This window comes from Mesorhizobium sanjuanii (assembly GCF_002529485.1).
In the GTDB taxonomy this organism is placed as follows: domain Bacteria; phylum Pseudomonadota; class Alphaproteobacteria; order Rhizobiales; family Rhizobiaceae; genus Mesorhizobium; species Mesorhizobium sanjuanii.
Genome location: NZ_NWQG01000212.1, coordinates 1 through 26,623, shown reverse-complemented (window position 1 = coordinate 26,623; position 26,623 = coordinate 1). Strand labels below are relative to the sequence as shown.

General features: G+C 62.7%; 26 protein-coding genes and 2 tRNA genes. 13 read left to right on the top strand and 15 right to left on the bottom strand.

The features are described from left to right. Positions 1–64 precede the first annotated feature (64 nt). Both CN311_RS26835 and CN311_RS26830 read right to left on the bottom strand, forming a co-directional pair. The gene (locus CN311_RS26835) at positions 65–205 is read right to left on the bottom strand and encodes a DUF1127 domain-containing protein (RefSeq protein ID WP_097576666.1); all 141 of its coding nucleotides are present in this window, start codon (positions 203–205) and stop codon (positions 65–67) included. A 49-nt stretch (positions 206–254) separates the two neighbouring features. After that, entirely contained in the window at positions 255–395 is a 141-nt protein-coding gene (locus tag CN311_RS26830; protein ID WP_097576669.1) for a DUF1127 domain-containing protein, read from the bottom strand. A gap of 245 nt (positions 396–640) precedes the next feature. Here CN311_RS26830 and CN311_RS26825 point away from each other — a divergent pair, with 245 nt between their 5' ends. Further along, entirely contained in the window at positions 641–1,759 is a 1,119-nt protein-coding gene (locus tag CN311_RS26825; RefSeq protein WP_097576665.1) for a DUF2157 domain-containing protein, read from the top strand. Next, a complete protein-coding gene (locus tag CN311_RS26820; protein WP_097576664.1) occupies positions 1,756–2,340 on the top strand; it encodes a GDYXXLXY domain-containing protein in 585 nt (194 codons plus the stop codon). The genes CN311_RS26825 and CN311_RS26820 overlap by 4 nt, the downstream gene beginning before the upstream one ends. 63 nt (positions 2,341–2,403) lie before the next feature. Here the strand turns inward: CN311_RS26820 and CN311_RS26815 are convergent. Then, positions 2,404–2,488, bottom strand: a tRNA-Leu gene (locus CN311_RS26815). Positions 2,489–2,937: 449 nt separating this feature from the next. On the opposite strand from CN311_RS26815, the gene tig reads away from it, so the two are divergent. Beyond that, positions 2,938–4,407 carry a trigger factor gene (tig, locus tag CN311_RS26810; protein ID WP_097576663.1) on the top strand — a complete coding sequence of 490 codons (1,470 nt, stop codon included), beginning with the start codon at positions 2,938–2,940 and terminating at the stop codon, positions 4,405–4,407. A gap of 76 nt (positions 4,408–4,483) precedes the next feature. Here tig and CN311_RS26805 read toward each other — a convergent pair whose 3' ends face one another. The 3 genes from CN311_RS26805 to dgoD all read right to left on the bottom strand — a co-directional run bounded on the left by CN311_RS26805 (position 4,484) and on the right by dgoD (position 7,255). After that, complete coding sequence (locus CN311_RS26805; RefSeq protein WP_133117269.1) at positions 4,484–5,233, bottom strand: FadR/GntR family transcriptional regulator; 750 nt, start codon at positions 5,231–5,233, stop codon at positions 4,484–4,486. 65 nt (positions 5,234–5,298) lie between these two features. Further along, the gene (locus CN311_RS26800; RefSeq protein WP_097576661.1) at positions 5,299–6,075 is read right to left on the bottom strand and encodes an SDR family oxidoreductase; all 777 of its coding nucleotides are present in this window, start codon (positions 6,073–6,075) and stop codon (positions 5,299–5,301) included. 7 nt (positions 6,076–6,082) lie between these two features. Further along, positions 6,083–7,255 (bottom strand): galactonate dehydratase, encoded by a 1,173-nt coding sequence (dgoD, locus tag CN311_RS26795; protein ID WP_097576660.1) that lies wholly within the window; start codon positions 7,253–7,255, stop codon positions 6,083–6,085. A gap of 302 nt (positions 7,256–7,557) precedes the next feature. Between dgoD and CN311_RS26790 the strand changes: the two genes are divergently transcribed. The 5 genes from CN311_RS26790 to CN311_RS26770 all read left to right on the top strand — a co-directional run bounded on the left by CN311_RS26790 (position 7,558) and on the right by CN311_RS26770 (position 13,153). Further along, a complete protein-coding gene (locus CN311_RS26790) occupies positions 7,558–8,535 on the top strand; it encodes a substrate-binding domain-containing protein (protein ID WP_097576659.1) in 978 nt (325 codons plus the stop codon). 133 nt (positions 8,536–8,668) lie between these two features. Beyond that, positions 8,669–9,718: a zinc-dependent alcohol dehydrogenase family protein gene (locus tag CN311_RS26785; RefSeq protein ID WP_097576668.1), complete on the top strand. Its 1,050-nt coding sequence runs from the start codon at positions 8,669–8,671 to the stop codon at positions 9,716–9,718. 3 nt (positions 9,719–9,721) lie between these two features. Beyond that, on the top strand, positions 9,722–10,615 hold the full coding sequence (locus tag CN311_RS26780) for an aldose 1-epimerase (RefSeq protein ID WP_097576658.1): 894 nt from the start codon (positions 9,722–9,724) through the stop codon (positions 10,613–10,615). Positions 10,616–10,629: 14 nt separating this feature from the next. Continuing rightward, on the top strand, positions 10,630–11,619 hold the full coding sequence (locus CN311_RS26775) for an ABC transporter permease (RefSeq protein ID WP_097576657.1): 990 nt from the start codon (positions 10,630–10,632) through the stop codon (positions 11,617–11,619). A 22-nt stretch (positions 11,620–11,641) separates the two neighbouring features. Beyond that, a complete protein-coding gene (locus tag CN311_RS26770) occupies positions 11,642–13,153 on the top strand; it encodes a sugar ABC transporter ATP-binding protein (protein WP_097576656.1) in 1,512 nt (503 codons plus the stop codon). A 324-nt stretch (positions 13,154–13,477) separates the two neighbouring features. On the opposite strand, the gene CN311_RS26765 is transcribed toward CN311_RS26770, so the two are convergent. Beyond that, positions 13,478–14,365, bottom strand: coding sequence for an alpha/beta fold hydrolase (locus tag CN311_RS26765; RefSeq protein WP_097576655.1), 888 nt, complete (start codon positions 14,363–14,365; stop codon positions 13,478–13,480). 294 nt (positions 14,366–14,659) lie between these two features. Here CN311_RS26765 and CN311_RS26760 point away from each other — a divergent pair, with 294 nt between their 5' ends. Both CN311_RS26760 and CN311_RS26755 read left to right on the top strand, forming a co-directional pair. Further along, complete coding sequence (locus tag CN311_RS26760) at positions 14,660–15,040, top strand: c-type cytochrome (RefSeq protein WP_097576654.1); 381 nt, start codon at positions 14,660–14,662, stop codon at positions 15,038–15,040. 73 nt (positions 15,041–15,113) lie between these two features. Continuing rightward, positions 15,114–16,049 (top strand): heme o synthase, encoded by a 936-nt coding sequence (locus CN311_RS26755; protein ID WP_097576653.1) that lies wholly within the window; start codon positions 15,114–15,116, stop codon positions 16,047–16,049. A 329-nt stretch (positions 16,050–16,378) separates the two neighbouring features. On the opposite strand, the gene CN311_RS26750 is transcribed toward CN311_RS26755, so the two are convergent. The 4 genes from CN311_RS26750 to CN311_RS26735 all read right to left on the bottom strand — a co-directional run bounded on the left by CN311_RS26750 (position 16,379) and on the right by CN311_RS26735 (position 18,960). Continuing rightward, positions 16,379–16,464: transfer RNA gene (locus CN311_RS26750), tRNA-Leu, on the bottom strand. A 500-nt stretch (positions 16,465–16,964) separates the two neighbouring features. Continuing rightward, positions 16,965–17,240: a hypothetical protein gene (locus tag CN311_RS32740; RefSeq protein ID WP_165779863.1), complete on the bottom strand. Its 276-nt coding sequence runs from the start codon at positions 17,238–17,240 to the stop codon at positions 16,965–16,967. 76 nt (positions 17,241–17,316) lie between these two features. After that, positions 17,317–17,982 carry an outer membrane protein gene (locus CN311_RS26740; RefSeq protein WP_097576651.1) on the bottom strand — a complete coding sequence of 222 codons (666 nt, stop codon included), beginning with the start codon at positions 17,980–17,982 and terminating at the stop codon, positions 17,317–17,319. Between the two features lie 126 nt (positions 17,983–18,108). Beyond that, positions 18,109–18,960 (bottom strand): alpha/beta fold hydrolase, encoded by an 852-nt coding sequence (locus CN311_RS26735; protein WP_097576650.1) that lies wholly within the window; start codon positions 18,958–18,960, stop codon positions 18,109–18,111. A 306-nt stretch (positions 18,961–19,266) separates the two neighbouring features. Here CN311_RS26735 and ade point away from each other — a divergent pair, with 306 nt between their 5' ends. Next, on the top strand, positions 19,267–21,072 hold the full coding sequence (gene ade, locus CN311_RS26730; RefSeq protein ID WP_097576649.1) for an adenine deaminase: 1,806 nt from the start codon (positions 19,267–19,269) through the stop codon (positions 21,070–21,072). Positions 21,073–21,086: 14 nt separating this feature from the next. Here ade and CN311_RS26725 read toward each other — a convergent pair whose 3' ends face one another. Together CN311_RS26725 and CN311_RS26720 are read right to left on the bottom strand one after the other, a co-directional pair. Further along, positions 21,087–22,244, bottom strand: coding sequence for an alpha/beta hydrolase (locus CN311_RS26725; protein WP_165779862.1), 1,158 nt, complete (start codon positions 22,242–22,244; stop codon positions 21,087–21,089). Positions 22,245–22,368: 124 nt separating this feature from the next. After that, positions 22,369–23,400, bottom strand: coding sequence for an alpha/beta hydrolase (locus CN311_RS26720; RefSeq protein WP_165779864.1), 1,032 nt, complete (start codon positions 23,398–23,400; stop codon positions 22,369–22,371). Positions 23,401–23,754: 354 nt separating this feature from the next. Here CN311_RS26720 and ilvA point away from each other — a divergent pair, with 354 nt between their 5' ends. Both ilvA and CN311_RS26710 read left to right on the top strand, forming a co-directional pair. Further along, complete coding sequence (ilvA, locus tag CN311_RS26715) at positions 23,755–25,011, top strand: threonine ammonia-lyase IlvA (protein WP_097576667.1); 1,257 nt, start codon at positions 23,755–23,757, stop codon at positions 25,009–25,011. A 13-nt stretch (positions 25,012–25,024) separates the two neighbouring features. Then, entirely contained in the window at positions 25,025–25,585 is a 561-nt protein-coding gene (locus CN311_RS26710) for a DUF1697 domain-containing protein (RefSeq protein WP_097576646.1), read from the top strand. Positions 25,586–25,596: 11 nt separating this feature from the next. Here the strand turns inward: CN311_RS26710 and CN311_RS26705 are convergent, their stop codons facing one another. Beyond that, the gene (locus tag CN311_RS26705; RefSeq protein ID WP_097576645.1) at positions 25,597–25,890 is read right to left on the bottom strand and encodes a DUF2218 domain-containing protein; all 294 of its coding nucleotides are present in this window, start codon (positions 25,888–25,890) and stop codon (positions 25,597–25,599) included. Between the two features lie 122 nt (positions 25,891–26,012). Then, positions 26,013–26,453, bottom strand: coding sequence for a lactoylglutathione lyase (gene gloA, locus CN311_RS26700; RefSeq protein ID WP_097576644.1), 441 nt, complete (start codon positions 26,451–26,453; stop codon positions 26,013–26,015). Positions 26,454–26,623 lie beyond the last annotated feature (170 nt).

Below are 26,623 nucleotides of genomic sequence, written 5' to 3'. Positions count from 1 at the left end.
GGTGAAGGCTGACCGTATCCGTCAGGGTCGGGGAGGAGGTCGACCCTGGCGAAATTCCTTAACTTCAGATCGCCTTGCGGGCGACGATCTTGATCTCGTCGCGGATGATGCCGAGATCATGGAGCTGGCGGTTCGAAAGGCGACCCAGTTCGTTGACGGTGTCGCGGTAAACGCGCCAGTTACGATAGTTGCGGATCAGGTTCATTGTCGTTCTCTCTTCAAAACTGGTTCGGACCATTTGCGGTCCGAAGGGACTAGACCGCCCTGCGAGCGACGTAGTGGATGTCGCTGCGGCTGATGCCGAGGTCGGTCAGTTCGCGGTTGCTCAGGCGGCTCAGCTCGGAAACGGTGTCCCGGTAGCGGCGCCAGTTGCGGTAGTTGCGGATCAAGTTCATGGTATTTCTCGTTTCGTCTTTCTTTCGGATCATTCCGTCTTTGTGTACGCCGTGAAAATAGGTGGGGTTATATCGGTTTAAAAGCGCTATCGCTGCATGGCAGCAATGCAAATTGTGCAATGCAACATCACAACGCGCTCACGGCTTCATCACAAAGAAGCCCGAATTGGAAAATGCCTTGGCGCCAATGGCTTGGCCGGTTCGGCTAAAAATACGACCCAGGCAGGGGAGGCAAAGGGGGAAGCATGGCGAGCTATTCGTCACGGGTCAGGGCCGATATCGCGCGATGGCTGCAGGCCGGCCTGATCGATGCCCCGACGGCGGGCGCGTTGACGCGCGACGTTGAGGCTAATGAACGCAAATCGCTGAGCTTCGGTTCGATCCTGGCGATGATGGCGGCGCTGTTGTTTGGCGCGGCCATCCTGATCTTCGTCGCCGCCAATTGGGAAGCCATTCCGCGGCTGGCGCGGGTGGCGGCGCTGTTCGCCATCATTCTGGCCGGTTATGTCGGCGGCGCGGTGTTGAAGATGCGCGACCATGCGGCGATCGGCGAGGCGCTGTGGATCGTCGCCGCCGCTGCCTTCGGTGGATCGATCGCGCTGATCGGCCAGATGTACCATCTTTCCGGTGACGAGGCGTCGGCGCTGATCACCTGGGGTGCGGGCACGGCGCTGGCGGCCGTCGCGCTGCGCTCAAACCCGCTGACCGTCGCTGCCGTCGGCATTGCCGATGCCTGGCTGTTCCTGAAGGGGTTCGACTATTTCCGGCGCACGGAATTTCCGCATCTCTTCGTCGTCATGGCAATCGTGCTGTTTGGCATTTCGTTCTGGACCCGCAGCCAGACGGCGCGGCATCTGATTGTCCTGTCGGTCATCTTCTATCTCGTGCTGTTGGCGATGGACTACGAGACCCTGCAGGTCGCTATTCCGCTCGTGGTCGTTTCGGCGCTGCTGTTCGCGGCAGCGATCTTCGCCGCCGGTCCTGTCGACAGGATCCTGCAGCTTGGCGGCCGGCTGCCCCTGCACGCGCTGATCGGCTTTCTCACCGGCCTGGCGATGATCCAGTTCGAGCTGGCGGATGAAGCGAGCTACACCAGCGGCTTTGCCATGGCCTCGGCCGTGGCGCTCGCCGGCATTGCAGCGGCGATCGTGCTCGGCGGCCGCGAGAGCAGGGGCTTGCGCTGGATTGCCTATGCCGGCTTCGCCTTCGAACTCGCCATCATCTATGTGTTGATGCTGCAATCGATGCTCGACACGGCAGGCTTCTTCCTGGCCGCCGCGGTGCTGCTCGGCATCCTTGCCTTCGTCATCATCCGCATCGAAAAGCGCATGAAGGCGCCAGGCCTGGAAGGAGCGAGAGCATGATGACCGGCAAAAGACTTGTCATCTCGGCGCTGGTGCTGGCCCTCGTCCAGATCGGTTTTTTGAGCTGGATCATCGCCGGCCGGGCGGCGATCCTGCGCGACGGGAAGGAGGTTCTCCTGAAGGTCGAGCCGGTCGATCCGCGCGATCTGCTGCGCGGCGACTATATCAGCCTCGGCTACGATATCTCGCGCATACCGGTGACGCTGATTGCCAACATCCCGGCTGGCAAGCTATCGAGCGACGACACGCCGATCGTGGTCAGGCTGAAGCCGGGCGCCGACGGCTATTGGCAACCGACCGCTGCCTGGTTCGGACAGGCGCCGGCGCCGGCCGCATCCGACGAGGCCGATATCGTCGGCCACGTCGCTGAGGGCTGGGATCTGCGCACGCCGGAAGCGACGATCGCGCCGGACTACGGCATCGAGCGGTTCTATCTGCCGGAAGGCGAGGGCATGGCGATCCAGAACGACATGCGGGTGCGCCCGTTCGGCATCCGCGTCGCGCTCGCCAAGGACGGCACGGCGCAGATCAAGGCGCTGATGGACGGCGACAAGACGCTGTTCGAGGAACCGCTTTATTAGCGCGCATAGGTGTCGGCGCTAACTGCTGGACAGTGCGCAGTCCTCCTTCGCCAAAGCGAAGGGTGGTGCGGATGAAGGGACTCGAACCCCCACGCCTTTCGGCACTGGAACCTAAATCCAGGGCGTCTACCAATTCCGCCACATCCGCATTGCCCGGCCAATCCCATGTAGCCATCATTCTGTCAATGTCGCAGGCCACATCGGGGTCATTGGCCGGCGCATGATACCGAAAATCGAAAAATCGATTTTCGGTAAGGGTCATGCGCCAAAATCAGGGTGCTACAGCGTCCTTTGCGCATCCGAGAGGACGCGCGGCGCAGTAGATGCGAAGATGGTTGAAAATCGGCCGCGCCTGTGACAAAAGGCGTGTCGAATGTGACGGGACGCGACGATCCGCTTCTGCTGAATGTGATAAGAAGTAGGAAAAACAAAGACTTATTCACATTTTGGAGCGTATTTCCTGAGGATTTGAGCCGCGTTGGGCGGGCAAAACCCTGAAGTCCGGCGCCAAAAGCCATTCCCGGCAAAGATCATACCGGCAGGTTGTAACGGCAGAAGCCGTTTGGCGGCCTCATTGGTGGAAACAAAGGTTTTATTATGCAGGTCACCGAAACGCTCAACTCCGGTCTCAAGCGCGAGATCAAGATCACCGTGCCGGCCGGTGACATGGAAGCCAAGCTGATGGCGCGGCTTACCGACGCCAGGAACAAGGTCCGCATCAACGGCTTCCGTCCCGGCAAGGTGCCGGTGCAGCACCTGCGCAAGGTCTACGGCAAGTCGTTCATGGCCGAAGTGGTCAATGAGATTCTCAACGATTCGACCCGTTCGATCATCACCGGGCGCGGCGAAAAGGCCGCAATGCAGCCCGAAGTGATCATGACCGAGGACGAGAAGGAGGCCGAGAAGATCCTGGCCGGCGGCGCCGACTTCGAGTTCCGCCTGAATTACGAGATCATCCCGGAGATCGAGATCAAGGATTTCTCCGACATCAAGGTGACGCGCCAGGTCTTCGACGTGCCTGACTCCGAGATCGACGAGCAGGTCCAGCGCGTCGCCGAATCGGCGCGCAGCTACGAGCCGAAGACCGGCAAGGCCGCCGAAGGCGACCGCGTGAGCATCGACTATGTCGGCAAGATCGACGGCGAGGCGTTTGCCGGCGGCGCCGGCACCGACCAGCCGCTGGTGCTCGGCTCCAAGGAATTCATCCCGGGCTTCGAGGATCAGCTCATCGGCGCCAAGGCCGGCGACGAGAAGCAGGTCACCGTGACCTTCCCGGAAAACTACCAGGCGGCGCATCTGGCCGGCAAGGAAGCCACCTTCGACGTCACCGTCAAGGAAGTCTCCAAGCCCGGCGCGCTGGAGATCAACGACGAGACGGCCAAGAATCTCGGCCTGGAGTCGCTGGAGCGCCTGCGTGAGGTGGTGCGCACCCAGATCGAGAACCAGTTCGGTTCGATGACGCGCCAGAAGGTCAAGCGCCAGCTGCTCGACCAGCTCGACGCAGCCTATTCGTTCGAGGCGCCGTCGAAGCTCGTCGAGGCCGAATTCTCCAACATCTGGAACCAGGTCACCCGCGATCTCGAAGCCGCCGGCCGTACCTTCGCCGACGAGGAGACGACGGAAGAAGAAGCGCGCGCCGAATATATGCGCCTTGCCGAACGTCGCGTGCGCCTTGGCCTGGTTCTGGCCGAGATCGGCGAAAAGGCCGGCGTGACCGTGTCGGACGAGGAACTGCAGCGCGGCCTGTTCGAGCAGGTTCGTCGCTATCCGGCCAACCAGCAGCAGGAAGCCTTCGAATTCTACCGCAGCAACCCCGAGGCGCTGAACACGCTGCGCGCGCCGATGTTCGAGGAGAAGGTCGTCGACCATCTGCTCGGCCAGATCTCGGTCACCGACGTCAAGGTCAGCAAGGAAGAGCTGATGGCCGACGACGAGGAAGCCGAAACCACGACCAAGGCGAAGCCGGCGAAGAAAGCCGCTGCGAAGAAGGCTGAGAAGGCCGACGACGCGGACGAGCCCAAGAAGAAGGCCGCGCCGAAGAAGAAAGCCGCCAAGGACGACGAATAATTCGGCATTATTCCTGCGAATTGCGAAAGGCCGCCCTCGTGGCGGCCTTTTTCGTTGTCGTCGACGGTGCGATGTTTCAGGCGACCTGCAGATCGTCGGCGGCGATGTCGAGCAGCCGGTTCATCGCGGCCCTGGCTCCGGCGGTGTCGCGCATGCGGATCGCCTCGAGTACGGCCTGATGCGCGGCAAGCGCCCGCGACTGCGCTTCCATCAGCCTGTTGGTGACGAGGAAGGACGCACTCAGCGCCGCCTCCAGCATCCCGATCAAGCCCTTCAGAACGACGTTGTGGCTGGCCGCGATCACGCTGCGGTGGAAGGCAAGGTCGGCCCGGCAGACGCCGTCGAGGTCGTGCGGGATCGAATCGCGCATGGCGTTGAAGGCGGCCTCGATCGCGGCGAGGTCGGAGCCGGTGCCACGCCTGGCGGCAAGCTCGGCGGCGGCCGGCTCAAAAATGCGGCGCGCCTCGATGAGGCCGGAGATCAGCTCACTGTCGTTCTGGATATCCGGATGCCAGCTCAGCACCACCGGATCGAGCAGCCGCCAGTCGTCGCGCGAGAGCACGCGTACGCCGACCCGGCGCCGCGCCTCCACCAACCCCTTGGCCGACAGCACCTTGACCGCTTCGCGCACCGAGGTGCGGCTGACGCCGAGCATGGCGCAGAGCTCTTCCTCCCGCGGCAGCACTTCGCCCGGCCGGTAGGCGCCGCCAAGGATGCGGCTGCCGAGCACATTGACCACGGAATCGTGGATACGGCTGCCGCCACCGCCTTCGGTCTCGACGCGGCGCAACGAACCGTCTTCAGCCACGCCAAGATCAGATGCCATGGTTTCCCAGCCCTTCTTCAGCCTGCAACTGATAGGCGCGACCGGCGCGCCGCGCAACGCCACCGTCAGTCATGATAGAGCACCGAGCGGCCGCCATCGACGACGATGCAGGCGGCGTTGAGGAAGGGCGCCTCGTCGGAGGCGAGGAACAGCGCCGTCATCGCCACCTCCTCGGGTTTGCCGATGCGCTTTTGCGGGTGCAGATCATAGGTACGCCGCCGCTCCGCCTCGGGGTCCGGAAACGTGTTCCAGTAGTCGATGGCGATCTGCGTCTCGATGTAGCCGGGCGCGATGGCGTTCACCCGCACACCCCTTGCCGCGTAGTCGATGCCGAGCGCCCGGGTCAGGCCCAGCAGCCCATGCTTGGCGACGGGGTAGGGGAAGCAACCTGGGATGATCGAGAAACTGTGCGTGGAGGCAATGTTGACGATCGAGCCGGCGCCCTGGTCGAGCAAGGCCGGCAGCACGGCCTTGCTCATGCGCCAGACGCCGTCGAGATCGATGTCGAAGCAGCGCCGCCATTCGGCTTCGCTTGTCTCCAGCGGATCGTGGAAGACGTTGATGCCGGCATTGTTGACGAGGATGTCGATCCGGCCAAAGCTCTCCTTCGCCAGCGTAGCGACGGCTTCGACGGAAGCGGTCTGGCGGACGTCGCACGGCACAAACAGGACGCTTGTCCTGTTTGGCGAAAGATCCTTTGCGACCGCCTCGCCGGTCGCCTCGTCGATCTCGGCGATGACGACCTTCGCGCCTTCGCGATGGAAGACGCGGGCAATCGCTTCGCCGATGCCGCGCCCGGCGCCGGTTATGATCGCGACCTTGTCCTGCAGGCGTCCGGTCATTTCATCCTCACCAGTCGACGACCGTGCCGTCCGGCATCACGGCGTTCTGCGTGTGCAGCACTTCGGGCGCGAAGGGATGGCGCGCGCAAGCCGCCTCGTCAACCTCGATGCCCAGACCGGGCGCCTCCGGCACCTGCCAGAAACCGTCGACCATGCGGATCGGACCTTTGACCACATCGAAATACCACGGCACCGCGCCGACCATTTCCTCCTGGATGACATGGTTTGGCGTCGAGACGGCGAAGTGCAGGGCGGCGACGCCGGCGATCGGCCCGAGCGGGTTATGGGGAGCGACGCCGACGCCGACGGCCTCGGCATGGGACGCGATCTTCTTGGCCTCGGAGAGCCCGCCGCAATGGCAGATGTCGGGCTGGATGATGCTGACCGCGCCGGCTGACAGCAGTTCGACGAACTCCGCGCGTTCGACCAGCCGCTCGCCGGTTGCCAGCGGCACCGAGGTGCGGGCGGCGAGCGCCTTCAGCCCGGCCGTGTCGCCGGGCGGCAACGGCTCCTCGACAAACATCGGCCGGCTGGGGGCGAGGGCGTCGATATAGGCAAGGGCTGCGGCAACTGACGCCGGGCGGCCATGAAAATCGACCATGATCTCGATCTCCGGCCCGACCGCCTTGCGCAGCGCCTCCATCAGCCGCGCCACCTTGTCCACATTGGGCAGCGGTGCGTGATAGTGGGTGTAGGGAATGAACACCGCCTTGAAGGCACGATAGCCTTTCTCGACCACGGCATGCGCGCGCTCGACCAGCGGATCGGTTTCCATCGTCTCGTAGACGGCGCGCATGTCGCCGAGACCGAGATGGGTATAGACGCCGACCTTGTCGCGCACCTTGCCGCCAAGCAGACGCCAGACGGGCACGCCGAAATGCTTGCCCAAGATGTCCCACAATGCCATCTCGATGCCGGAGATCGCGCTCATGCCGATGGCGCCGAGCCGCCAGAACGACTGCTTGCGCATGACCCGTACGGCCTGTTCGATGTCGCGAGGGTCGCGCCCGACGATCAGCGGCGCCAGATCCTCGACAGCGCCGACCACGGCCCGGGTCTTCCATTCCAGTGTCGCTTCGCCCCAGCCATGCAGCTCCGGCTCGTCGGTCAGCACCTTCACGAACACCCAGTTTCGCATTTCCGCATTGACCACGCGGGTCTCGATGCCTGTGATCTTCACTTGGGAACTCCCGCGCAATCGCCTAATAGATCATATCTATATCGCACGTTAGTCGACTTTGATGGTGCGTTCAACGTCAATTGTGATGCTGCAATGCAGCAAATCGGCGCAAACCCGCATCTATGATGCCCAGAAAGGCGTTGACAGCTGGATTAAACATAGTATCTATAAATTAGTTTGATCCGATCTAGATGTTAATGTCGATCTCGGATTGGGCAAGTCCCGTAGGAAGAGGTTGCCCGCAGGCAGATTTGGCATCGGCGCCGCTACGGGCGCAATTCACCATCCGTTGGGAGGACGACATGAAATCCATGAAGCAGTTTGCAATCGCCGCGCTGGCGGCGGCCGCGTTTGCCTCGGCAGCCGCGCCGGCGCTGGCCGATTCGACCGGCATCGGCGCCATCTATCTCGACGACGTCGGCTTCTACGCCGCCGTGCGCAAGGGCATCCAGGACGGCGCCAACTCGATGGGCAAGAAAATCGATCTGCTCGAGACCAATGCGCGCGCCGATCCCGGCGCAGAAGCCTCTTTCATCGACCGCCTGATCTCGGCCAACGTCAAGGCGATCATCCTGTCGGCCGTCTCTGCCGACGGTTCGGTGCGCGCCATCAAGCGGGCGCATGAGGCCGGCATTCCGGTCGTGTGCTACAACACCTGCATCAACGATGCCGACATGAAGAAATATGTCTATGCCTATGCGGTCGCCGATCCGACGGAGTTTGGCCGCCAGCTCGGCGACGTCGCGGCCGACTACTTCATTGCCCAGGGCATCAAGGAGCCGAAGATCGGCGTGCTGAATTGTGAATTCGTGGAAGTCTGCGTCAAGCGCCGCGAAGGCTTTGAGGCAGCGCTCAAGGCCAAGGTTCCCGGCTATGTCATCTCGGCGAACCAGCGCGGCACCGTGCTCGACGATGCCGTGTCAGTGAGCGATCAGATGCTGTCGGCCAATCCGGACATCAACGCTTTCTTCGGCGAGGGCGGCGATGCCGGCACCGGCGCGGTGCGCACCATCAAGCAGCGCGGCCTGACCGGGAAGGTCGTCGTCTTCGCTGCCGACATGACGTCTTCGGCTGCGACGGAACTCGCCGATTTCTCGGTGATGAAGGCAGTCGCCGACGTCTCCGGCCAAGGCATCGGCAAGCTGGCACTCGAACAGGCGCTGAACGGCGCCGAGGGCAAGAAGGCCGCAGATATCATCGTGCCCATGGGCATATCGATCTTCAAATCGGCCGACGATGCCAAGAAGTGGCTCGAGACCCACAAGGACGGCCTTTCCTGATCGCATCCTCCCGAACCATGCGATGCTGGCCGCCGCGCTGCGGCGGCCAGTCCTTTCGGGAAACAACTTTTCGGGAAACCGCCAATCTCGGATACTGCCCACGGCCAAAAGGGCCGGGGTCCGGAGCCTGACCATGCCAAAGATGCTTGCCGCCTACCTGCCAGGCAATTCCACCGTCGACCTGCGCGAGATCGACCGCCCGCAACCGGGCATCGGCCAGGTGCTCCTGAAGATGAAGGCGTCCGGCATCTGCGGCAGCGACATCCACTATATCTATCACAAGCATCTCGGCGACGATCCGCGCACGTCCTATCAGGGCGTGGTGGCAGGGCATGAGCCGGCTGGCCAGGTTGTCGAGCTTGGCGCCGGCTGCCGGCATTTCAAGCCGGGCGACCGTGTCGCCGTCTATCATATTTCCGGCTGCGGCTTCTGCCGCAGCTGCCGCAAGGGGTTCCAGATCTCCTGCACCGATCCGCAGCGCGCCGCCTATGGCTGGCAGCGCGATGGCGGTCATGCCGAATATCTCGTCGCCGACGAGCGCGACCTCGTGCATCTGCCCGACACACTGTCCTATCGCGACGGCTGTTTCATCTCTTGCGGCGTCGGCACTGCTTACGAGGCCGTGCTGCGCGGCAATGTTTCGGGCAGCGATGCCGTGCTCGTCGTCGGCCTCGGGCCGGTCGGCATGGCGACGCTGATGCTGGCCAAGGGCCGCGGTGCGCGCCTGGCCATCGGTGTCGATACCCAACCCGATCGGGTCGAGACGGCGAGGAAGCTCGGCCTGCTCGATCACGGCCTCGTCGCCGGGCCGGAGGCGATCGGCGCCATCAACGAGCTGACCAAAGGCGGCGCTGCCGTCGCCATCGACTGCTCCGGCAATCCGCGCGGCCGGGTGCTGGCGCTGCAGGCGACCCGCACCTGGGGGCGCTGCGTCTATATCGGCGAAACCGGCAAGGTCGAGTTCGACGTCAGCGACGACCTTCTGCACCGCCAGCGGACCATCTACGGCTCGTGGGTAACCAGCGTCCACAATATGGACCAGTGCTGCGAGGATCTCGACGCCTGGGGCCTGCATCCGCACGACATCATCACCGATGCCTTCCCGCTGGAAAAGGCGCCCGAAGCCTATGCGCTGATGGCTGGCGGACGCTCCGGAAAAGTCATCGTCGAATTTCCGGACTGAGTGATGGCCGATCTCGAAATCGCCAATGAAGCACTGGGTCTCACCGTCACCACCACCGGCGGAGCGATCTGGCGGTTCTTTTGCCGTTCGGGCGATCTGAAGAAGCCGCTGTTTCGCGAGCCGCCGCAGGGATCGGAACGGGAAGCGCTGAAATCCGGCTGCTTTCCGCTGGTGCCTTTCGGCAACCGGGTACGCGGCAACCGCTTTTCCTTCGAAGGCCGCGAGCATTCGCTTGAGCCCAACATGGACTGGGACAGGCACTATCTGCATGGCGACGGCTGGACAAGCGAATGGCAAATTGTCCGCCACACGGGCACAGAGATCACACTTGCGTTCAGCCACCGTGGCGACGGCACGCCATACACCTACGATGCCGAGCAACGTTTCTCGCTTGCCGGCTCCACACTGACGACGACGCTTTCCGTCACCAACCGCGGCGACATCGCGCTGCCGTTCGGTCTCGGCTGGCATCCATATTTCCCGCTGACAAAAGGAACAACACTCAAGGCAGCCGCTCGGTCCTATTGGGACGAGGATTCCTCCTGGCTGCCGACCGTCGAGCAACCGGTCACCGGTGACATCGACTTCACCCAGCCACGCGGTCTGCCGCGCCGCTGGGTCAACACGGTTTTCGAAGGCTGGAACGGCGGGGCCGATATCGACTGGCCGGAGCGCGGGATTTCTCTGGCGATCGATGCCGATCCCATTTTTTCCCGTTATCTGGTCTTCGTCTCCGATCCGGCCTTCGATGCCGGCTACGACTATGATTTCTTTTGTTTCGAACCGATGAGCCACAGCGCCGACGGGCATAACATGGCCTCCGGCGGCGGGCTGGTGAAGTTGGCGCCTGGCGAAAGCCTCACGGGCTCCGTCCGCTACACCTGCCACCGGCCCTGACAAGGAAGATTGCGATGAGCGCGACAACAACCAACCATCGGCGCGGGTTTCGCCTGTTCGCGCTCGACATGAACGAGATCGGCCTGATCGTCATCCTGCTCGTCCTCTATTTTGGCTTCGGCGCGACCACCAACGGCTTTCTGTCGGCCAACAACCACCTCTCGCTGTTGCGCGACGCGGCTTCCATCGCGATTGCCGCCTGGGCGGTGACGCTGATCATCATCGCCGGCGAGATCGACGTCAGCGTCGGGCCGATGGTCGCTTTCACCTCCGTCTGCCTCGCCTTCATGCTGAAGGCCGACGTCAACGTCGCGCTCGCCATCCTGGCGGCGCTTGCCATCGGTGGTGCGCTGGGCACCTTTGCCGGATCGTTGCGCGCCTATTTCGGCGTGCCGTCCTTCGTCGCCACGCTCGGCCTGTGGAGCGCGCTGCGCGGCATGTCGTTCTTCACCACCAACGCGCTACCGGTCACCTTTCCCGACAACGCCTTTCTCGACATCCTTGCCGACAACATGTTCGGCATCCCCACCTCGGCCATCGTCATGCTGGTGCTGTTCGCCATCTTTTCCTTCGTCAGTCAGAAGACCGCCTATGGCCGGTCGATCTTCGCCGTCGGCGGCAATGCCAATGCCGCGGAACTGTGCGGCATCAACGTCGCGCGCATTCGCGTGCTGATCTTCACCACATCGGGCGTGATGGCAGCCCTTGCCGGCGTGCTGTTGACCGCGCGGCTCGGCTCCGGCAATGCCGGCACCGCCTCCGGCCTTGAATTCGACGTGATCGCCGCCGTCGTCATCGGCGGCACGGCGCTGTCGGGCGGGCGCGGCTCGATGCTCGGCACACTGCTCGGCGTCTTCGTCATCACGCTGATCGGCAACGGGCTGGTGCTGCGCGGCATCAATCCGTTCTTCCAGGAAGTGGTGCGCGGCGTCATCATCGTCGCCGCCGTGCTCGCCAACATCCTGGTCACGCGCTATCGCGAGCGCCGCATTTTCGGCGTGTAACGGAAAACGGGAGGATCAGCCCATGCAGACCGCCCGCAAGCAGGATCCGCAGCCCCTGGTCGCCGCCGTGCGCGGCGCCACCAAGCACTATCCCGGCGTGCTGGCGCTGGACGATGTCGATTTCGAAATTCGGCGGGGCGAAGTCCGCGCCTTGCTCGGCAAGAACGGCGCGGGGAAATCGACGCTGATCCGGCTCTTGACCGGGGCCACCGTGCCCGATGGCGGCGAGGTCACGATCGACGGCGCGGCGCTGACCGGCTCCGGCACCCAGCGCACGGTCGAAGCGGCCCGGCTCGGCGTGCGCGCCGTCTATCAGGAACTGAGCCTGATCGTCGGCATGAGCATTGCCGAGAACCTGTTCCTCGGCCGCTGGCCGTCCAGCATGGGTGTGCTCTCCCATGGCGAGATGGAGCATCAGGCGCGCGAGACGCTGGCGCGGCTCGGGCTGACGCTCGATCCGCGCCGGCGCGTGGCGACGCTGAGCCCGGCCGAACGGCAGCTCGTGGAGATTGCCCGCGTCATGATCGGCGAGCCGAAGCTCGTCATCCTCGACGAGCCGACCAGCTCGCTCGCGGCAGCCGAGGTCAAGCTCCTGTTCAAGGCCGTGCGCAGCCTGGCCGCCGCCGGCATTGCGGTGATCTATGTCAGCCATCGCATGAACGAGATCCGGCAGATCGCCCAGGCCGCCACGGTGATGCGCGACGGCAAGGTCGCGGGTACCGTCGAGGTGGCCGACGCCGACACCGCCGAGATCATCCGGCTGATGCTTGGACGCGGCGAACAGGAGGATCGGCTGGTCGGCGAGGCGAGGGGAGGCGATGCCGTCCTGTCGGTGCGCGATCTTGCCGTGCCACCGAAGCTTTCAGGGGTCTCGTTCGATCTGAAACGCGGCGAGGTGCTGGGTTTCGCCGGCCTGCTCGGCTCGGGGCGCACCGAGTTGCTGAGGGCGATCGGCGGGCTCGATACCGTGCGCGTCGGTACCGTGCTGCTCGGCGGGAAAGACATCACCCGCGCCTCCTATGGCGAGCGGGTCAAGAGCGGCATCGGCATGACGCCGGAGAGCCGCAAGGAGGATGGTATCGTGCCGCTGCTCGGCGTCGACGAGAACACGGTGGCGACTGACTTCTCGAAAGTGGCGGTGAACGGCGTCATCTCGGCATCGAGGATGGCGGACGCGGCAGGCGACATCATCCGTCGTATCGGCATCAAGACGGCGCGTATCGACACGCCGGTCGGCACACTCTCGGGCGGCAACCAGCAGAAGGTGGTGATCGGCCGCTGGGTCTATGCCGGCAGCCGTGTCCTGCTGCTCGACGAGCCGACCCGGGGTGTCGACGTCGAAGCGAAGTCGCAAATCTATGCCATCATCCGCCAGCTCGCCGCGGAGGGCAAAAGCATCATCTTCGTGTCCAGCGAGATCGAGGAATTGCCGAAGGTCTGCGACCGGGTACTGGTGTTGAAGGACGGGAACTTCGTCCAGGAATTCTCGGCACCCGGAATCGAGACCGACACGCTGATGGCCGCCTGCCTCTAGGACTTCGCCGATGAAGATCGCGTCACCGCCGCGGCCCTAATCGCGAGGCGACTGATTGACGAGGATCCGCATCACGGTCACTCGGTTCGGCAGTTCGACGAGAAACTGTTCGGCGCGTGGCAGGTGATGAACCCTGCGGATCGCCGCCGGTGAAGCTCGCCATAGCTTCGACCTCAGGCCAGTACGAGATCGTTACGAACTCTGTGTCTTCTTCGCGATCTCCGCGAAACAACTGCGCTCTATCTCTTTTCTTGCGCAATTCCCTAGGGAAAGCGCTATGCGCTTTTCCCGGGAAAGCCGTTTCACACTTTTCCTGGAATTGCTCTAATGCAGGACCTCGCCGAGAAACCGTCGCACCAGCGGCAGGGCGGCCTCGAAATGGGTCTCCAACAGCCAATGGCCGGCGTCGTTCAGCAAATGCAGCTCGGCCTCCGGGAGATCGCGCAGATAGGCGCGCGCTGCCGGCTCGGGCATGTATTCGTCCTTCGGCCCCCAAAGGATCATTGCTGGCGGCCGCCGTTCGCGCAGGTATCCCTGGTAACGAGGGAACCAGTCGAGGTTGGCCTTGAGCTTCTCCATCAGTCCGACTGAAAGCGCACGGCGCACGGGCGTATCCATCAGCGGCCAATGCAATTTCCACAGATCGGGCGGGACACGTTGGGCGACGTCGTCATCGACTTCGCCCACGAACTCGGCGCGAAAGCCGTCTTCGCTTACCGCCTTTTCGAGCGGCGCACGGTTCGCTGGTGAAGGATCCCGCCAGAAGCGCCGGATCGTTTCGTATTTTGGGCCAAGCGCATCCGCGTAGATGTCGCCATTCTGGATGATGAGGGCCTTGATCCGCGATGGGTACGCTATGGCGTGGCGCAGGCCGATCTGCGAGCCGTAGTCGTGCAGCCACAGCGCGTAGCTGCCGAGCCCCAGCGCGTCGGTGAACCGCTCCAGAAAAGTCGCGTAGGCGTCAAAATCATAACCGAACCGTGCCGGATCGGGGGTTCCACTGTAGCCAAAGCCGGGAAAATCCGGCGCGACCGTGCGCCACCGATCGGCGAGCGCCGGCATCAGCCGGCGATATTGGAAGGATGAGCAGGGATAGCCGTGCGGAAGCAACAATACCGGCGCGGCTTCAGGACCTGCCTCTCTGTAGAAGACCGTCTCGCCGTCGATCGTGAGGGTGCCGTGGCGCACCTCCAGGACGCTGCTGTCGTTCATGGACGCTTCTCTGATCGTTGATCTTGCGGACGCTGAATCGTAGCTGGTCTAACGCCTTGGGCCGGGATGCGTTCCGATTGCGTTCGACACCGATCGAACTGCCCGTTGCTTCGGCGGCAAATCTTGCTGGTTGGCTTCTTCTATCTGCCAGCCAGATTCTGTGGTATGTAGATGCCGCAATTCCATACGGGAGACGCGGATTTTCCGCTCTGTCGTGCAAGGGGCGCATGCCGGCCAAAGGGTCGGCACGCGCAGATCGTTCAAGGCAGACTTGGCGATCGGGGAGGAAATGCCATGCGCGTAATCGCGTTTTTCGCAGTCGTGTCCGTTGCGACCTTCATCACGGGCCAATGCCAGGCACAGGATGCCACGGCCGGCGAGAAGGTCTTCACCAAATGCAAAGCCTGTCACGTCGCCGATGAGGACAAGAACAAGGTCGGCCCATCGTTGAACGGCGTCATCGGCCGGACGGCCGGCACGCATCCGGATTTCAAATATTCCGAAGCCATGATCGCGGCAGGCAAATCGGGCGTTGTATGGGACGAGCCCACGCTGACGACCTATCTTCACGATCCCAGGAGCATGGTCAAAGGCTCGAAGATGGTGTTTCCCGGTCTCAAGAAGGACGAAGACGTCGCCAATGTCATCGCCTATCTGAAGCAATTCTCGAAGTAACCCGGTTCTTCCGCAGGAAGTAACCCAGTTCTTCCTGCAGAAGTAACCCGATACCATTAGTGGTCGCGTGGAAATGTCGACTAGGGAAAGCCGCCTTGGGGATACCAGAATCCGCCTCTCGGAAGCGACGGTAGCCGATTTCTTCGCGCTGCTGAAACCACGCGTCATGGCGCTGGCTGTCTTTACCGCTTTCGTCGGACTGATGGTGGCGCCGGAGGCGATGAACCCGGTCATCGCCCTGGTTGCAATCGGCGCAATTGCCGTTGGAGCGGGAGCTGCCGGCGCACTCAACATGTGGTATGACGCCGATATCGACGCGCTGATGTCGCGCACGTCAAAGCGGCCGATCCCGTCGGGCCGCGTCACGCCGGGCGAAGCCCTCGGCTTCGGGCTGGTGCTTTCCGTGCTTTCGGTCATGACGCTCGGCGTGCTGGTGGGTTGGCTTGCCGCATCGCTGCTGGCCTTCACCATCTTCTTCTATGTCGTGATCTATACGATGTGGCTGAAGCGCTCGACGCCGCAGAATATCGTCATCGGCGGCGCCGCCGGCGCTCTTCCTCCGGTCATCGGGTGGGCGTCCGCCACCGGCGGCATCGGCATTGAAAGCGTCATTCTGTTTCTGATCGTGTTCCTGTGGACGCCGCCGCATTTCTGGGCGCTCGCACTGTTCAAGGTCGGTGACTACGCCGTGGCCGGTATCCCGATGATGCCGAACGTCGTCGGAGCGGCTTCGACCAGAAAACAAATCCTTGCCTATTCACTGCTTCTGGCGCCAGTCGCCGTGCTGCCCTGGGCGTTCGGCTTCGCGAGCGGGTTCTACGGGACCGTTTCGGCTGCATTGGGCGCGGGTTTCATCTGGCACGCCTGGAAGCTCCTGGCCATTTCCGACCGAGAGATGAAACTTGCAAAAGCGCTGTTTGCCTATTCGATTTTCTATCTATTCGCGATCTTCGCCGTGCTGCTTGCCGACACCATTGCGATGCGCGCCGTCATGTCTGCCGGAAATTGACCGCACGACCAGTGTTTCCTTGGCTACCTGCTGCTTCCGGGCCGGCAGTTGCCGCGCGGGCCTAGGGCTCATAGGTCACACCGGCAGCGCACAGAATCCCAGCAGCAGCAGAATAACTATGCCGAGGCCCAGTATGAGAACAGTCTTTCCGTCCATGAGCTCTACCTTCGACACGCAAAGAATATCGAAGAAAGGCCTCCAGAGCTAGCCTGACGTCAACGAGAGATACCCGCAGGCTATTGGCATAAGCGGCATCGAAGCGCGGGTCGATATTCTCGGCAATGCGCTGTGGGACGTAATGTTTGCCGATCCTGCCTATGGACATAAGATGGTGCGGACGACGGGAATCGAACCCGTACGATCAGAGATCGAGGGATTTTAAGTCCCTTGCGTCTACCAATTCCGCCACGTCCGCAGGCCTTTCGTTTCAACTACTTAGGCGGTTTCGTCAATTGCCGTTGTGTAGCCCCGGAAAAGCGCTGTGCAAAAAAGCTCTCTCTTTTCATTCGCCAGTGGCCTTTCGACCGTTCTTTGCCATCCATGCGCGCTACCAGGAATTGGTCCCAAAGGAAGGCCTCGATCCAAGGTTGGATGGCTCCGTTCGGATAGCATTTCGGCAGGGACGCAGGCTTTTTCATCTGTTCGGCTGATGCGCCGGAGCGTGGAAGACAGATAAATGTACACTGTTCCCTACCGACCCTGACAGACCCGGCTCGCTGGCTGTCCCCGCCGGCGCGCCTTTTCAAGCGCTGTAGATCGGGCAGGGAGCTTGATCCGCCCGCGCCTCTCCCGGAGGTGCGGGCTTTTTGTGTTGTGGATATCTTGCCGCACAACGATTGACTCTCGCCCTGTGGCGAAAAGAATAAGGGCTCCAATCGGACAGGTCTAATGCATTCCACTATCGATACCTCCCCGTCATCCGCCAGCGCCGAAGTCAACAGCTTCGTCGTCCTGGCGCCGTCCGGTACGGAATTCCGCTCCCAGGCCGCCTTGCGCGAGGTCGAGTCGTTCTTGAAGGGATGTTTCCCGAATCTCGATTTCTACGCCAATGGCGACGGTTTGCAATTCGAGGGCGACTACAAGGTCCTGCCAATCTGCGGTGTCGCGGACAATGACCCCATCCTCGTCCTTCCCGATCGTGTTTTGATGCGTGGCATAGCCGCCGCGTTGAAGGGTTTCCGTCCCGGCCATTCGCCAACGCTTCACTAATGCATCTCGCGTAAGCGCGACGGCGTTGTGAACCCGGCGATCCTCGCGAAGGAAACGATCAGAACTTGTAGTTCAGGTTGACGCCTACCGTATGCAGCTTCACGTCCTGGTCGCGGTTGAGAAAATCGTCCGGTGTGTCGTAATGCTCCTTGCCGAAATCGTAATAGCGGTACTGGGCGCCGACGACGAACTTGTCGGTCAAGGCAAAGTCGACGCCGGCGCCGACCGTCCAGCCAACATTCGTTTCCGTTTTGGCAAAAGCCGCGCCGGCACTTTGTGACGTCTCGATGCCGGCAAAGGCGACGCCGCCAACGCCGTAGACCAGCAGGCGGTCCATGGCATAGCCGGCCTTGGCGTTGACGGAGCCGAACCACTTGATGTCGGTGCCGAATGAATTTCCCGGCTCTGCCTCGGCATTGCCGTCAATCGCGGAATAGTTGAGCTCGGCCACAGCGCCGATCACCGCGTGATCGAATTGCCAGAGGCCCGCGACATGGCCGCCGATGAAACCGCCATCGACGTCCGGCGCGCCGGAAAATGGCTCGCCTTCCGTCCCCCTTATGTCGGAACTGCCCCATCCATATCCGGCCTGAAGACCGGCATAATAGCCTGTCCAGTCGAAGCCGGGCGCGGTCATAGGCAGGTCGGCAGCCGGGTCGGCGGCAAAAGCCGCCCCGGTCTGAGCGATCAGGAACCCGGCACTTGCGAGCGTTAGACGACGCATCGAACTCCCCGAACGTCGATCCAGAACAATCCTTCAACTGAAAGTAGCGTGATTTGCCGCAAAACGGAATCGCATTTGTTGCAGGCCGACAGCGGACGCTTCGCCGGGCTTGAAAAAGGCTTGCCCTTATTTGGCGTCGATGAAATCGAGCACCGACTGGCTGTATTCGTCCGGCGCCTGCAGCATGGCGAAATGGCTGGCATTGGGCAGGATGATCTCCCTGGCGCCAGGGATGACCGAGGCCATGTAGTCGGTGTGCGTGCGCTTGATCGCTTCGTCATGGTCGCCGGCGACTATGGCCGTCGGCGTCGTGATCTTGCCGAGCTGTTCCCTGGTCCAGGCCGGTTGCGTCTCCCACATATGGCTGATCTGCGCGACGAAGGCGTCGTATTCGCCGGGCGTCCTGGAAAGCCGCGCATAATCCTTGCCGGAACGCACGATGTAGGCGCCGAACGTCTTGTTTGTCATCACGCCGGGGTCGACGCCATCGGTGGTGACGTTGGCCGCCTGCGCATACAGCCTCGTCAGTCGCTCGGGATGGTTGAGCGCGATGTCGATGCCGATAATGCCGCCGTCGCTCCAGCCGACCAGCGCCGTCTTGTCGATCTTCAGATAGTCCAGCAGCGCCACATAGTCCGATGCCATCAAATCGTAACCGAAGGGCTGATCCGTGCGGGTCGAACGGCCGTGGCCGCGGCTGTCGGCGACGATCACCTTGTGGGTCTTGGACAGGGTGGCCACCTGGCTCGCCCATATATCGGCATGGCCGAGGCCGCCATGGATGAGCAGCACCGGGTCGCCGGCGCCGAAAACTGCGTAGTACATCTCGATGCCGTTGACCGGAGCGTAGCCGCTTTGCTCGGGCTTGGGCATGGCCGCGGGTTCGGGCAGTGTCAGCCAGCGTTCCTCGGCGGATGCATGGCCGGCCGAGATCAGGAACAGGGTAACGAAGGCGAGCGCTTTCAGGTGCCGGATCATGGCTTTCCCCACGGAGATTTCGGACTGTCGATTCAACATCTTTTTGAGGTGGCAAGTCAACGATGGGACGGCGTCCAACCGGAAACGAAAAACCCGCTTCGGCGGGCCAGACGCTGGCGCAAATCAATTCTAGGTATATATTCCTAGCATGGCTGCCGTCACAAAGCAAGGGATTTCGCCCTCGCGACAGGGCAATCGCCTTGCCTTCTCTCTCAAGGGGGAAGGGAAAGCCTCACGCGCGATCCGCTGATCTCGCTGGTCAAAACGCCATCGGCTTGGCACAGTCGGGCAAACAGGAGTCTCTTCATGCCGAAGACCGCGACGAAACCCAGGCCCTGGGCCGAAATGGCGACGCATCTGGTCGATGTCGCGATGGGCCGCAAGCCCGCCGATCTCGTCATCCGCAACGGGCGCTGGGTGAACGTCCATTCCGGCGAGATCATCGCCGGCACCGATATCGCCATCGCCGGTGGCCGCTTCGCCTATTGCGGCCCGAATGCCGGTCATGCCATCGGCCAGGGCACGAAAGTGGTCGATGCCGGCGGCCGCTATCTGGTGCCGGGCCTTTGCGACGCGCATATGCATGTCGAGAGCGGCATGGTGACGGTCACGGAGTTCTGCCGCGCCGTCATCCCGCACGGCACCACCTCGATGTTCATCGATCCGCATGAGATCGCCAATGTGCTGGGCCTGCCGGGCGTACGGCTGATGCATGACGAGGCGGTCGCCATGCCCGTCAACGTGCATGTGCAGATGCCGTCCTGCGTGCCCTCCGCACCTGGGCTGGAGCATGCCGGCGCCGAACTGACCGTCGCCGACGTCGCCGAGGCGATGACCTGGGAAAACATCATCGGTCTCGGCGAGGTGATGAATTTCCCCGGCGTCGCCGCCAACGATCCGGTGATGGCGGGCGAGATCGCCGCGACGGTGAGGGCGGGCAAGACTGTCGGCGGCCATTACGCCTCGCGCGATCTCGGCCTGCCGTTCCACGGCTATGTCGCCGGCGGCCCCGAGGACGATCACGAGGGCACACGCGCCGAGGACGCCATCGCCCGCGTCCGCCAGGGCATGAAGGCGATGCTGCGGCTTGGCTCGGCCTGGTACGACGTTGCCTCGCAGATCAAGGCGGTGACGGAAGGTGGCATCGACTCGCGCAATTTCATCCTCTGCACCGACGACAGCCATTCCGGCACACTTGTCCACGAAGGCCATATGGACCGGGTGGTGCGCCATGCCATTCAACAAGGCCTGAAGCCGGTGACGGCGATCCAGATGGCGACGCTCAACACCGCCCAGCATTTCAGGCTGGAGCGCGAGATCGGTTCGATCGCGCCGGGCCGGCTCGCCGATATCCTCATCGTTTCCGATCTGGCGGCAATGACCATCGACGAGGTCTATGCCCGCGGCGTCAGGCTGGCCAGGGGCGGCAAGCTCGAAATCGACATTCCGGCCTATGATTATCCCGGAACGGCCAAGAATACCGTCAAGCTCGGCAAGAAACTGAAGGCCGGGGATTTCGACATCGCCGCCCCCATCGGCGCCAACGAGGTTCGGGTGCGGGTCATCGGCGTGATCGAGAACCAGGCGCCGACGCGGGCGCTCGAGGCCGATCTTCCGGTGGAGGACGGGCTGGTCGCCATGGACCGCCGCAACGATGTCTGCCAGATCGCGCTGGTCGAGCGCCACCGCGGCACGGGCGGCGTTACCAACGCGTTCGTCTCCGGCTTCGGCTATATGGGCGACTGCGCCATGGCTTCCAGCGTGGCGCATGATGCGCACCACATCATCGTCGTCGGCACCAACAAGCAGGACATGGCTCTGGCGGTCAACCGGCTGGGTGAGGTCGGCGGCGGCGTGGTGCTGTTTTCCAAGGGCAAGGAACTGGCGCTGGTAGAAATGCCGATCGCCGGGCTGATGTCGGACGAGCGCGCCGAAATCGTCGCCGCCAAGGCGGAGAAGCTTACCGAGGCGATGCGCAGGATGGGCTGTTCGCTCAACAACGCCTACATGCAGCATTCGCTGCTGGCGCTGGTCGTCATCCCGGAATTGAGGATTTCCGATGTCGGCCTGATCGACGTGACGAGCTTCCGGAAAGTCGACCTGTTCGTCTGAGAACCCGACGGCGGTTATCCGCCGGTGGCGATGGTCAGCACCTTGAACGGCGTCGTGATGACGACCTCGGCAACGGAGCCGACGGCCTTGCCGAGGCCCTCGCCGATATTGTTGAGCTGTGCCGGGTCGGGGTCTTCCGATGCAAGGCCCGCCGGGGTCCGCAGGCGGTTGCCGAGCAATTGCACCAGGATCGGATTGTCGGCGAATTTGGCATGGTTCAACCGGTCGCCGCCCTTGGTCTGGCTGAGGTCGACCACAGACACGCCATAGCTGGCCAGGTCGGCCGCATCGCCATAATCGCCGACGCGCGGCTTGTCGCCCGAGATCAGCGACGACAGCTTGAGCGCCCGATCGTCGGCGGAAAGCAGGATGGCGAACGGCTTGTCGGGTTTGCCGTAGCGGATCATCTGTTTCTTGAACACGTCGACATCGATGTCAGGCGAGGCCAGGACGACATAGCCTAACTTCCCGCCAAGATCGCGATCGCCGGTGATGGCGAGCTGGCGCAGCGCCTCCATCGTCACCCAGGTTCCCATCGAATGGGCGATGATGTCGATGCTCTTGGCCCGTGTTTTTGCGAGCATTCGCAGCGTCGATTCGAGATCGTCGCGCGCGGCGTTGGCGCTTTCCTTGTCGTAGATGTAGCCGGTGGTCTTGCCGCTCGACGCCCAGGAGAACAGCACCGGCGTGCCGGGATATTTGGTGTCATGTGCAATCTGCGTCAGCCGGTAGACGCCGTCGTCGAAGCCGTTGTTGAAGCCGTGCACGAAAACCAGCACCCGGTCGCCGCGCATGGCGATGTCGGCTCCGACCGCCTTGGCGAATTGTGGCGCGCTGTCGTAGTGGACGACCTCGGTCGCGGTGAAATCCTTCGCCGGATTGCTGTCCGCCGATCCTTTGGCCCGCTCGATGGCGCCTACCTGATGGGTCTTTGGAACAGTCACGTCGACGCGGGCGTAGCTGGTGGTCAGCGAGCGATCGCCGTCAAACACCTGCCGCGGGTCCTTCATCGCCTTCTGGCGCGTGGTGGCGGCAAATATCTCGTGGGTAGCCGCTATGTCGGAGGCCGGTGCCGCGATTGTCGTCTTGTTGAGAAGGTCGTGTGTATTGCGGCCGGCGCAGCCGGTGACAGCGAGCGCGAACGCAACGACGATAAATATCTTCGAACGCACGGTCGCGCTGGCTCCCGCAGAGGGTTCACGGTGTCCTGGGCTATCCGATAGAGGCAGCGGCCGGCCCGGTCCAGTTGAAAGTAATCCGAGGGTGCGGCAATCGTGAACACGTAGGGCGAAAGCCTTACTGTGTAAGCAGGTTGATGCGGTCGGTCACTTCCCGGTCGCTGGCAAATCCGTCATCCTGGCGCAGCCGCTGGCCAATCATCTTCACCAGCTCCGGATTGTCGGCGAACTTGTTGTGGTTGAAGCGATCCGATCCCTTGACGCTGGAAAGGTCGACGACGGTCACGCCGTAGGCGGCAAGGTCGGCGGCGTTCTTGTAGTCGCCGACGCGCGGCCGCGAGCCGGCGATCAGGCCGGAGAGCCTGAGCGCCCGGTCGTCGTCGGAAAGCAGCAGGATGAACGGCTTGTCCGGCTTGCCGTAGCGGCGCATCTGGCTCTTGAACACATCGACGTCGATGTCGGGCGAGGCCAGCACCACGTCGCCGAGCTTGCCGCCGAGATCGCGGTCGCCGGTGATGGCAAGCTGGCGCAGCGCTTCCATGGTCACCCAGGTCCCGAGCGAATGGGCGACGACGTCGATGCGACGCGCCCCGGTCTGGGCAAGCATCCTCAGCGTCACCTCCAGCTGGTCGCGGGCGGCGCTGGCGCTTTCCTTGTCGTAGACATAGTCCGTGGTCTTGGCGCCCGACGCCCAGGAAAACAGCACCGGCGTGCCGGGATAACCGGAATCGTGGACGATCTGGGTGAGGCGGTAGACGGCGCTGTCGAAGCCGGTGTTGTAGCCATGCACGAAGACCATGACCCGGCCGCCGCGCGCCGCGATATCGGCATTGAGCGCGCTGGAGAATTGCGGCTGGGTATCGTAGCCGACGACCTCGGAGGCCATGAAATACTTCGCCGGGTCGTTCGACTTGCCGCGCGAGCGCCGTTCGATCTGACCGGCCTGGTGGATTCCCGGCACGGTGACGTTGACACGAGCGTAGTTCAGCGTGGCCGAGCGCTCGCCGTCGAAAACCGTGTTGGGGTCATCCGAGCGCTTGCGCGTCGTGGCGATGAAAATCGAGTGGTTGCCGGCGATTTCCGTCACCGGTGCGGACACGACGGCGCTGCCGAGCAGTTCCTCGGTTTGCCGGCCACCGCAGCCTGCCATCAGCAAGGCAAGCGCAAAAATGCAAATCGTCTTCAAAGGCACTTAGAAATTCCAACTCCGCCCGAGGGCCATCCACCTCCGCGACACCTCCCGGACAGGCGAAGTGCGGCGGAAGTAAGTCGTGTCTAGCCGAAATCCGGTCAGTGCCCGACGGCAGCCATCGCACTGTTGCACGAAAGCCAGAGCGGCGGCAGGAAGGCCAACAGGCATGAACAAACGCCTGCAAGTGATTGCAAGGATTCGGAGAATGCCTTTGGCGGGGACGCAGGATGGGCCGGACAATGGCTTTGCAAGGCCGGATATGCAATAGGCGGGGATGAAACGCACGCACAGGCGATCCCGGATGATCCTGCCATGAACAGTTTTTCTTCTCGCGTCGCCGCCGCTGCTGCCGCGATCCGGCAGATTTTTCCGGAGACGCCGCTGCAGGAAAACGACTATCTGTCGAAGAAGACCGGCGCGCGCGTGCTGTTGAAGCGCGAGGACCTGTCGCCGGTCCGCTCCTACAAGATCAGGGGCGCCTTCAACTTCTTCCGTAAGACGCTCGCCGCCGGCAATGATGCCGAACTATTCGTTTGCGCTTCAGCCGGCAACCATGCGCAGGGCTTTGCCTTCGTCTGCCGCCATTTTGGCAAACGAGGCGTGGTCTTCATGCCGGTGACGACGCCACAGCAAAAGATCGACAAGACGCGGCTGTTCGGCGGCGAATTCGTCGAGATCAGGCTGGTCGGCGATTTCTTCGACGATTGCTACCGCGCCGCCCTGGAATTCACCGAAAGCTCACGCGCGCACATGGTGCCGCCTTTCGACCACAAGGACATTATCGAAGGACAGGCAACTGTCGCCTACGAGATCGCTGACCAGATGCCTGGCGCGCGCATGCCTGATATCGTTATGCTGCCGGTCGGCGGCGGCGGTCTGGCCGCGGGCGTGACGCATTATTTCGCTGATCAGCGCCGCGAGGCGCGCTTCGTGTTCTGCGAGCCGGCGGGCGCGCCGAGCCTGAAGGAAAGCCTCGCCAGCGGAAAGCGTGTCAGGCTCGCCAAGGTCGACAATTTCGTCGATGGCGCGGCGGTAGCCGAGATCGGCCGCGAGCCGCTCCGCCATCTCAGGGAATTTCCTGCCGATGCGGTGCGGCTCATTCCGGAAAACCGGCTCTGCGCGACCATGATCGAGATGCTCAACGTCGAAGGCGTGGTGCTTGAGCCGGCCGGGGCGTTGGCGATCGACGCGCTGAAGGATTTTTCGAAGAAAGAAATCAGGGGCAAGACCATCGTCGCCGTGGTTTCAGGCGGCAATTTCGACTTCGAGCGGCTGCCGGATGTGAAGGAAAGGGCGCTGCGCTTCGAAGGGTTGAAGAAATACTTCATCATCCGTTTTCCGCAACGGCCGGGCGCACTGCGCGACTTCCTTGAAATGCTCGGGCCCGACGACGACATCGCCCGCTTCGAATATCTGAAGAAATCGGCGCGCAATTTCGGCTCGGTGCTGATCGGCATCGAGACCAGGGACCGCCGCAATTTCGATCTGCTCAAGGCGAACTTCGACACCGAGGGCGTCCAGTATCAGGACATTACCGACAACGAGACGCTGGCGGGATTCATCATATGAACGGCCAAGTCGGATGAGCGACCGGGGAAAGGTCTTCGTCGCGCTGTTTTCCGGCATCAATGTCGGCGGCAATCGCATCGTCAAAATGGCGGAGCTGAGGTCGTTCCTTGGAGAACTCGGCTTTGCCGATGTCGCCACCTACGTGCAAAGCGGCAACGCGGTTTTTCGGGCGGGAAGGGGCGACGCCGCCAGTTTGACCAGACAGCTGGAAGCTGCCTTCGAGAAGAAGTGGGGCTTCCATTCCCGCATAATGGTGCGCGACCTCGGCTGGTTCGAGCGGCTGGTGAAGGAGAATCCCTACCCGGACGTGGCTAGGGATCCGGCGAAGCTGCACGCCTATGTGCTGGAACGGGCACCGACCGCCGACGAGATCGCGCGGCTCGCCGAAAAATGCACCGGTCCCGAGAGTTTCGAGGTCAAGGGCGATGTGCTTTACCTGCACGCCCCGGACGGTCTCGGCAAATCGGTTTTCGCCAATCTTATTCCACGCACCCTCAAAGTGCCTGGCACCGCCCGCAACTGGCGCACGGTCCTGACGCTGCTGGAAATGGCCGGCCAAGCCAGCGGCAACTGAACCCAGGCGACTTACGCTGCCTCGGCGCGTTTCCAGTCGAAGGTCAGTTCTTCGCGGAAGGCAAAGCGTTTGATGTGGTCGGCGACGACCGTTTCCAGGCGATCGAGCGAACCGGCTTCATCTGATGTCACCGCGATATGCAGAGCGCTCGCATCGGCATCCAGAACCGTGCGGCCGAGCGAGAGCTCGATGGCGCCGTGGTTCGGATCGAACTCAACCGGAAATTTGTGCGCCCAATGCTTGCAGAGCTGCTGCAGGTAGCGGCTGGCATGTTCGGTGGCGACATCGGCTTGGCTGGTCGGCATGATGGATTCTCCTGGGGCGCGGCGTTACGCGGCACGGCGCCAGCCTCGCGAGACAGGCGCCATGCCGGACAGATAGGCATCGTTCCGGCAAACGCCATGGCCGCTCCCGACGAGGTGATCGCTTACCAGGCTCCGGTGTTCGCCATCGACGCCCAGGGCTCGGCCTTGGCCTTGGCCGGCCCTTTCTGCAGCAGCTCGATCGAAATGCCGTCCGGCGACCTGACGAAGGCCATGTTGCCGTCGCGCGGCGGCCGGTTGATGGTGACGCCCTTGTCCATCAGGCGCTGGCAGGTCGCGTAGATGTCGTCGACCTCATAGGCGAGGTGGCCGAAATTGCGGCCTCCCTTGTAATCTTCCGGATCCCAATTGTAGGTCAGCTCGATCAGCGGCGCCTTGTCGGCAATGCCGCTTTGCTCGTCTTCGGACGCGGCGAGGAAGATCAGCGTGTAGCGCCCCTGTTCGCTTTCGTGGCGGCGCACTTCCTTGAGGCCGAGCTTGTTGCAGTAAAAATCGAGTGAGGCATCGATGTTGGCGACGCGGACCATGGTGTGGAGGTAGCGCATGTGATTTTCCTCGAATTGTTGCGTTGCGGGGGAACATAGGGGCCGCCCAGCCAAAGGGCAATCGCTGCAACAAATCGGGTATTCCTGTATGGAACCGTGAAAAAAGGCACGTCAGGTCTTGCACACCTGGGAAGCCGCGGTGTTAATCTCATGTCAAGAATCAGTTGTGG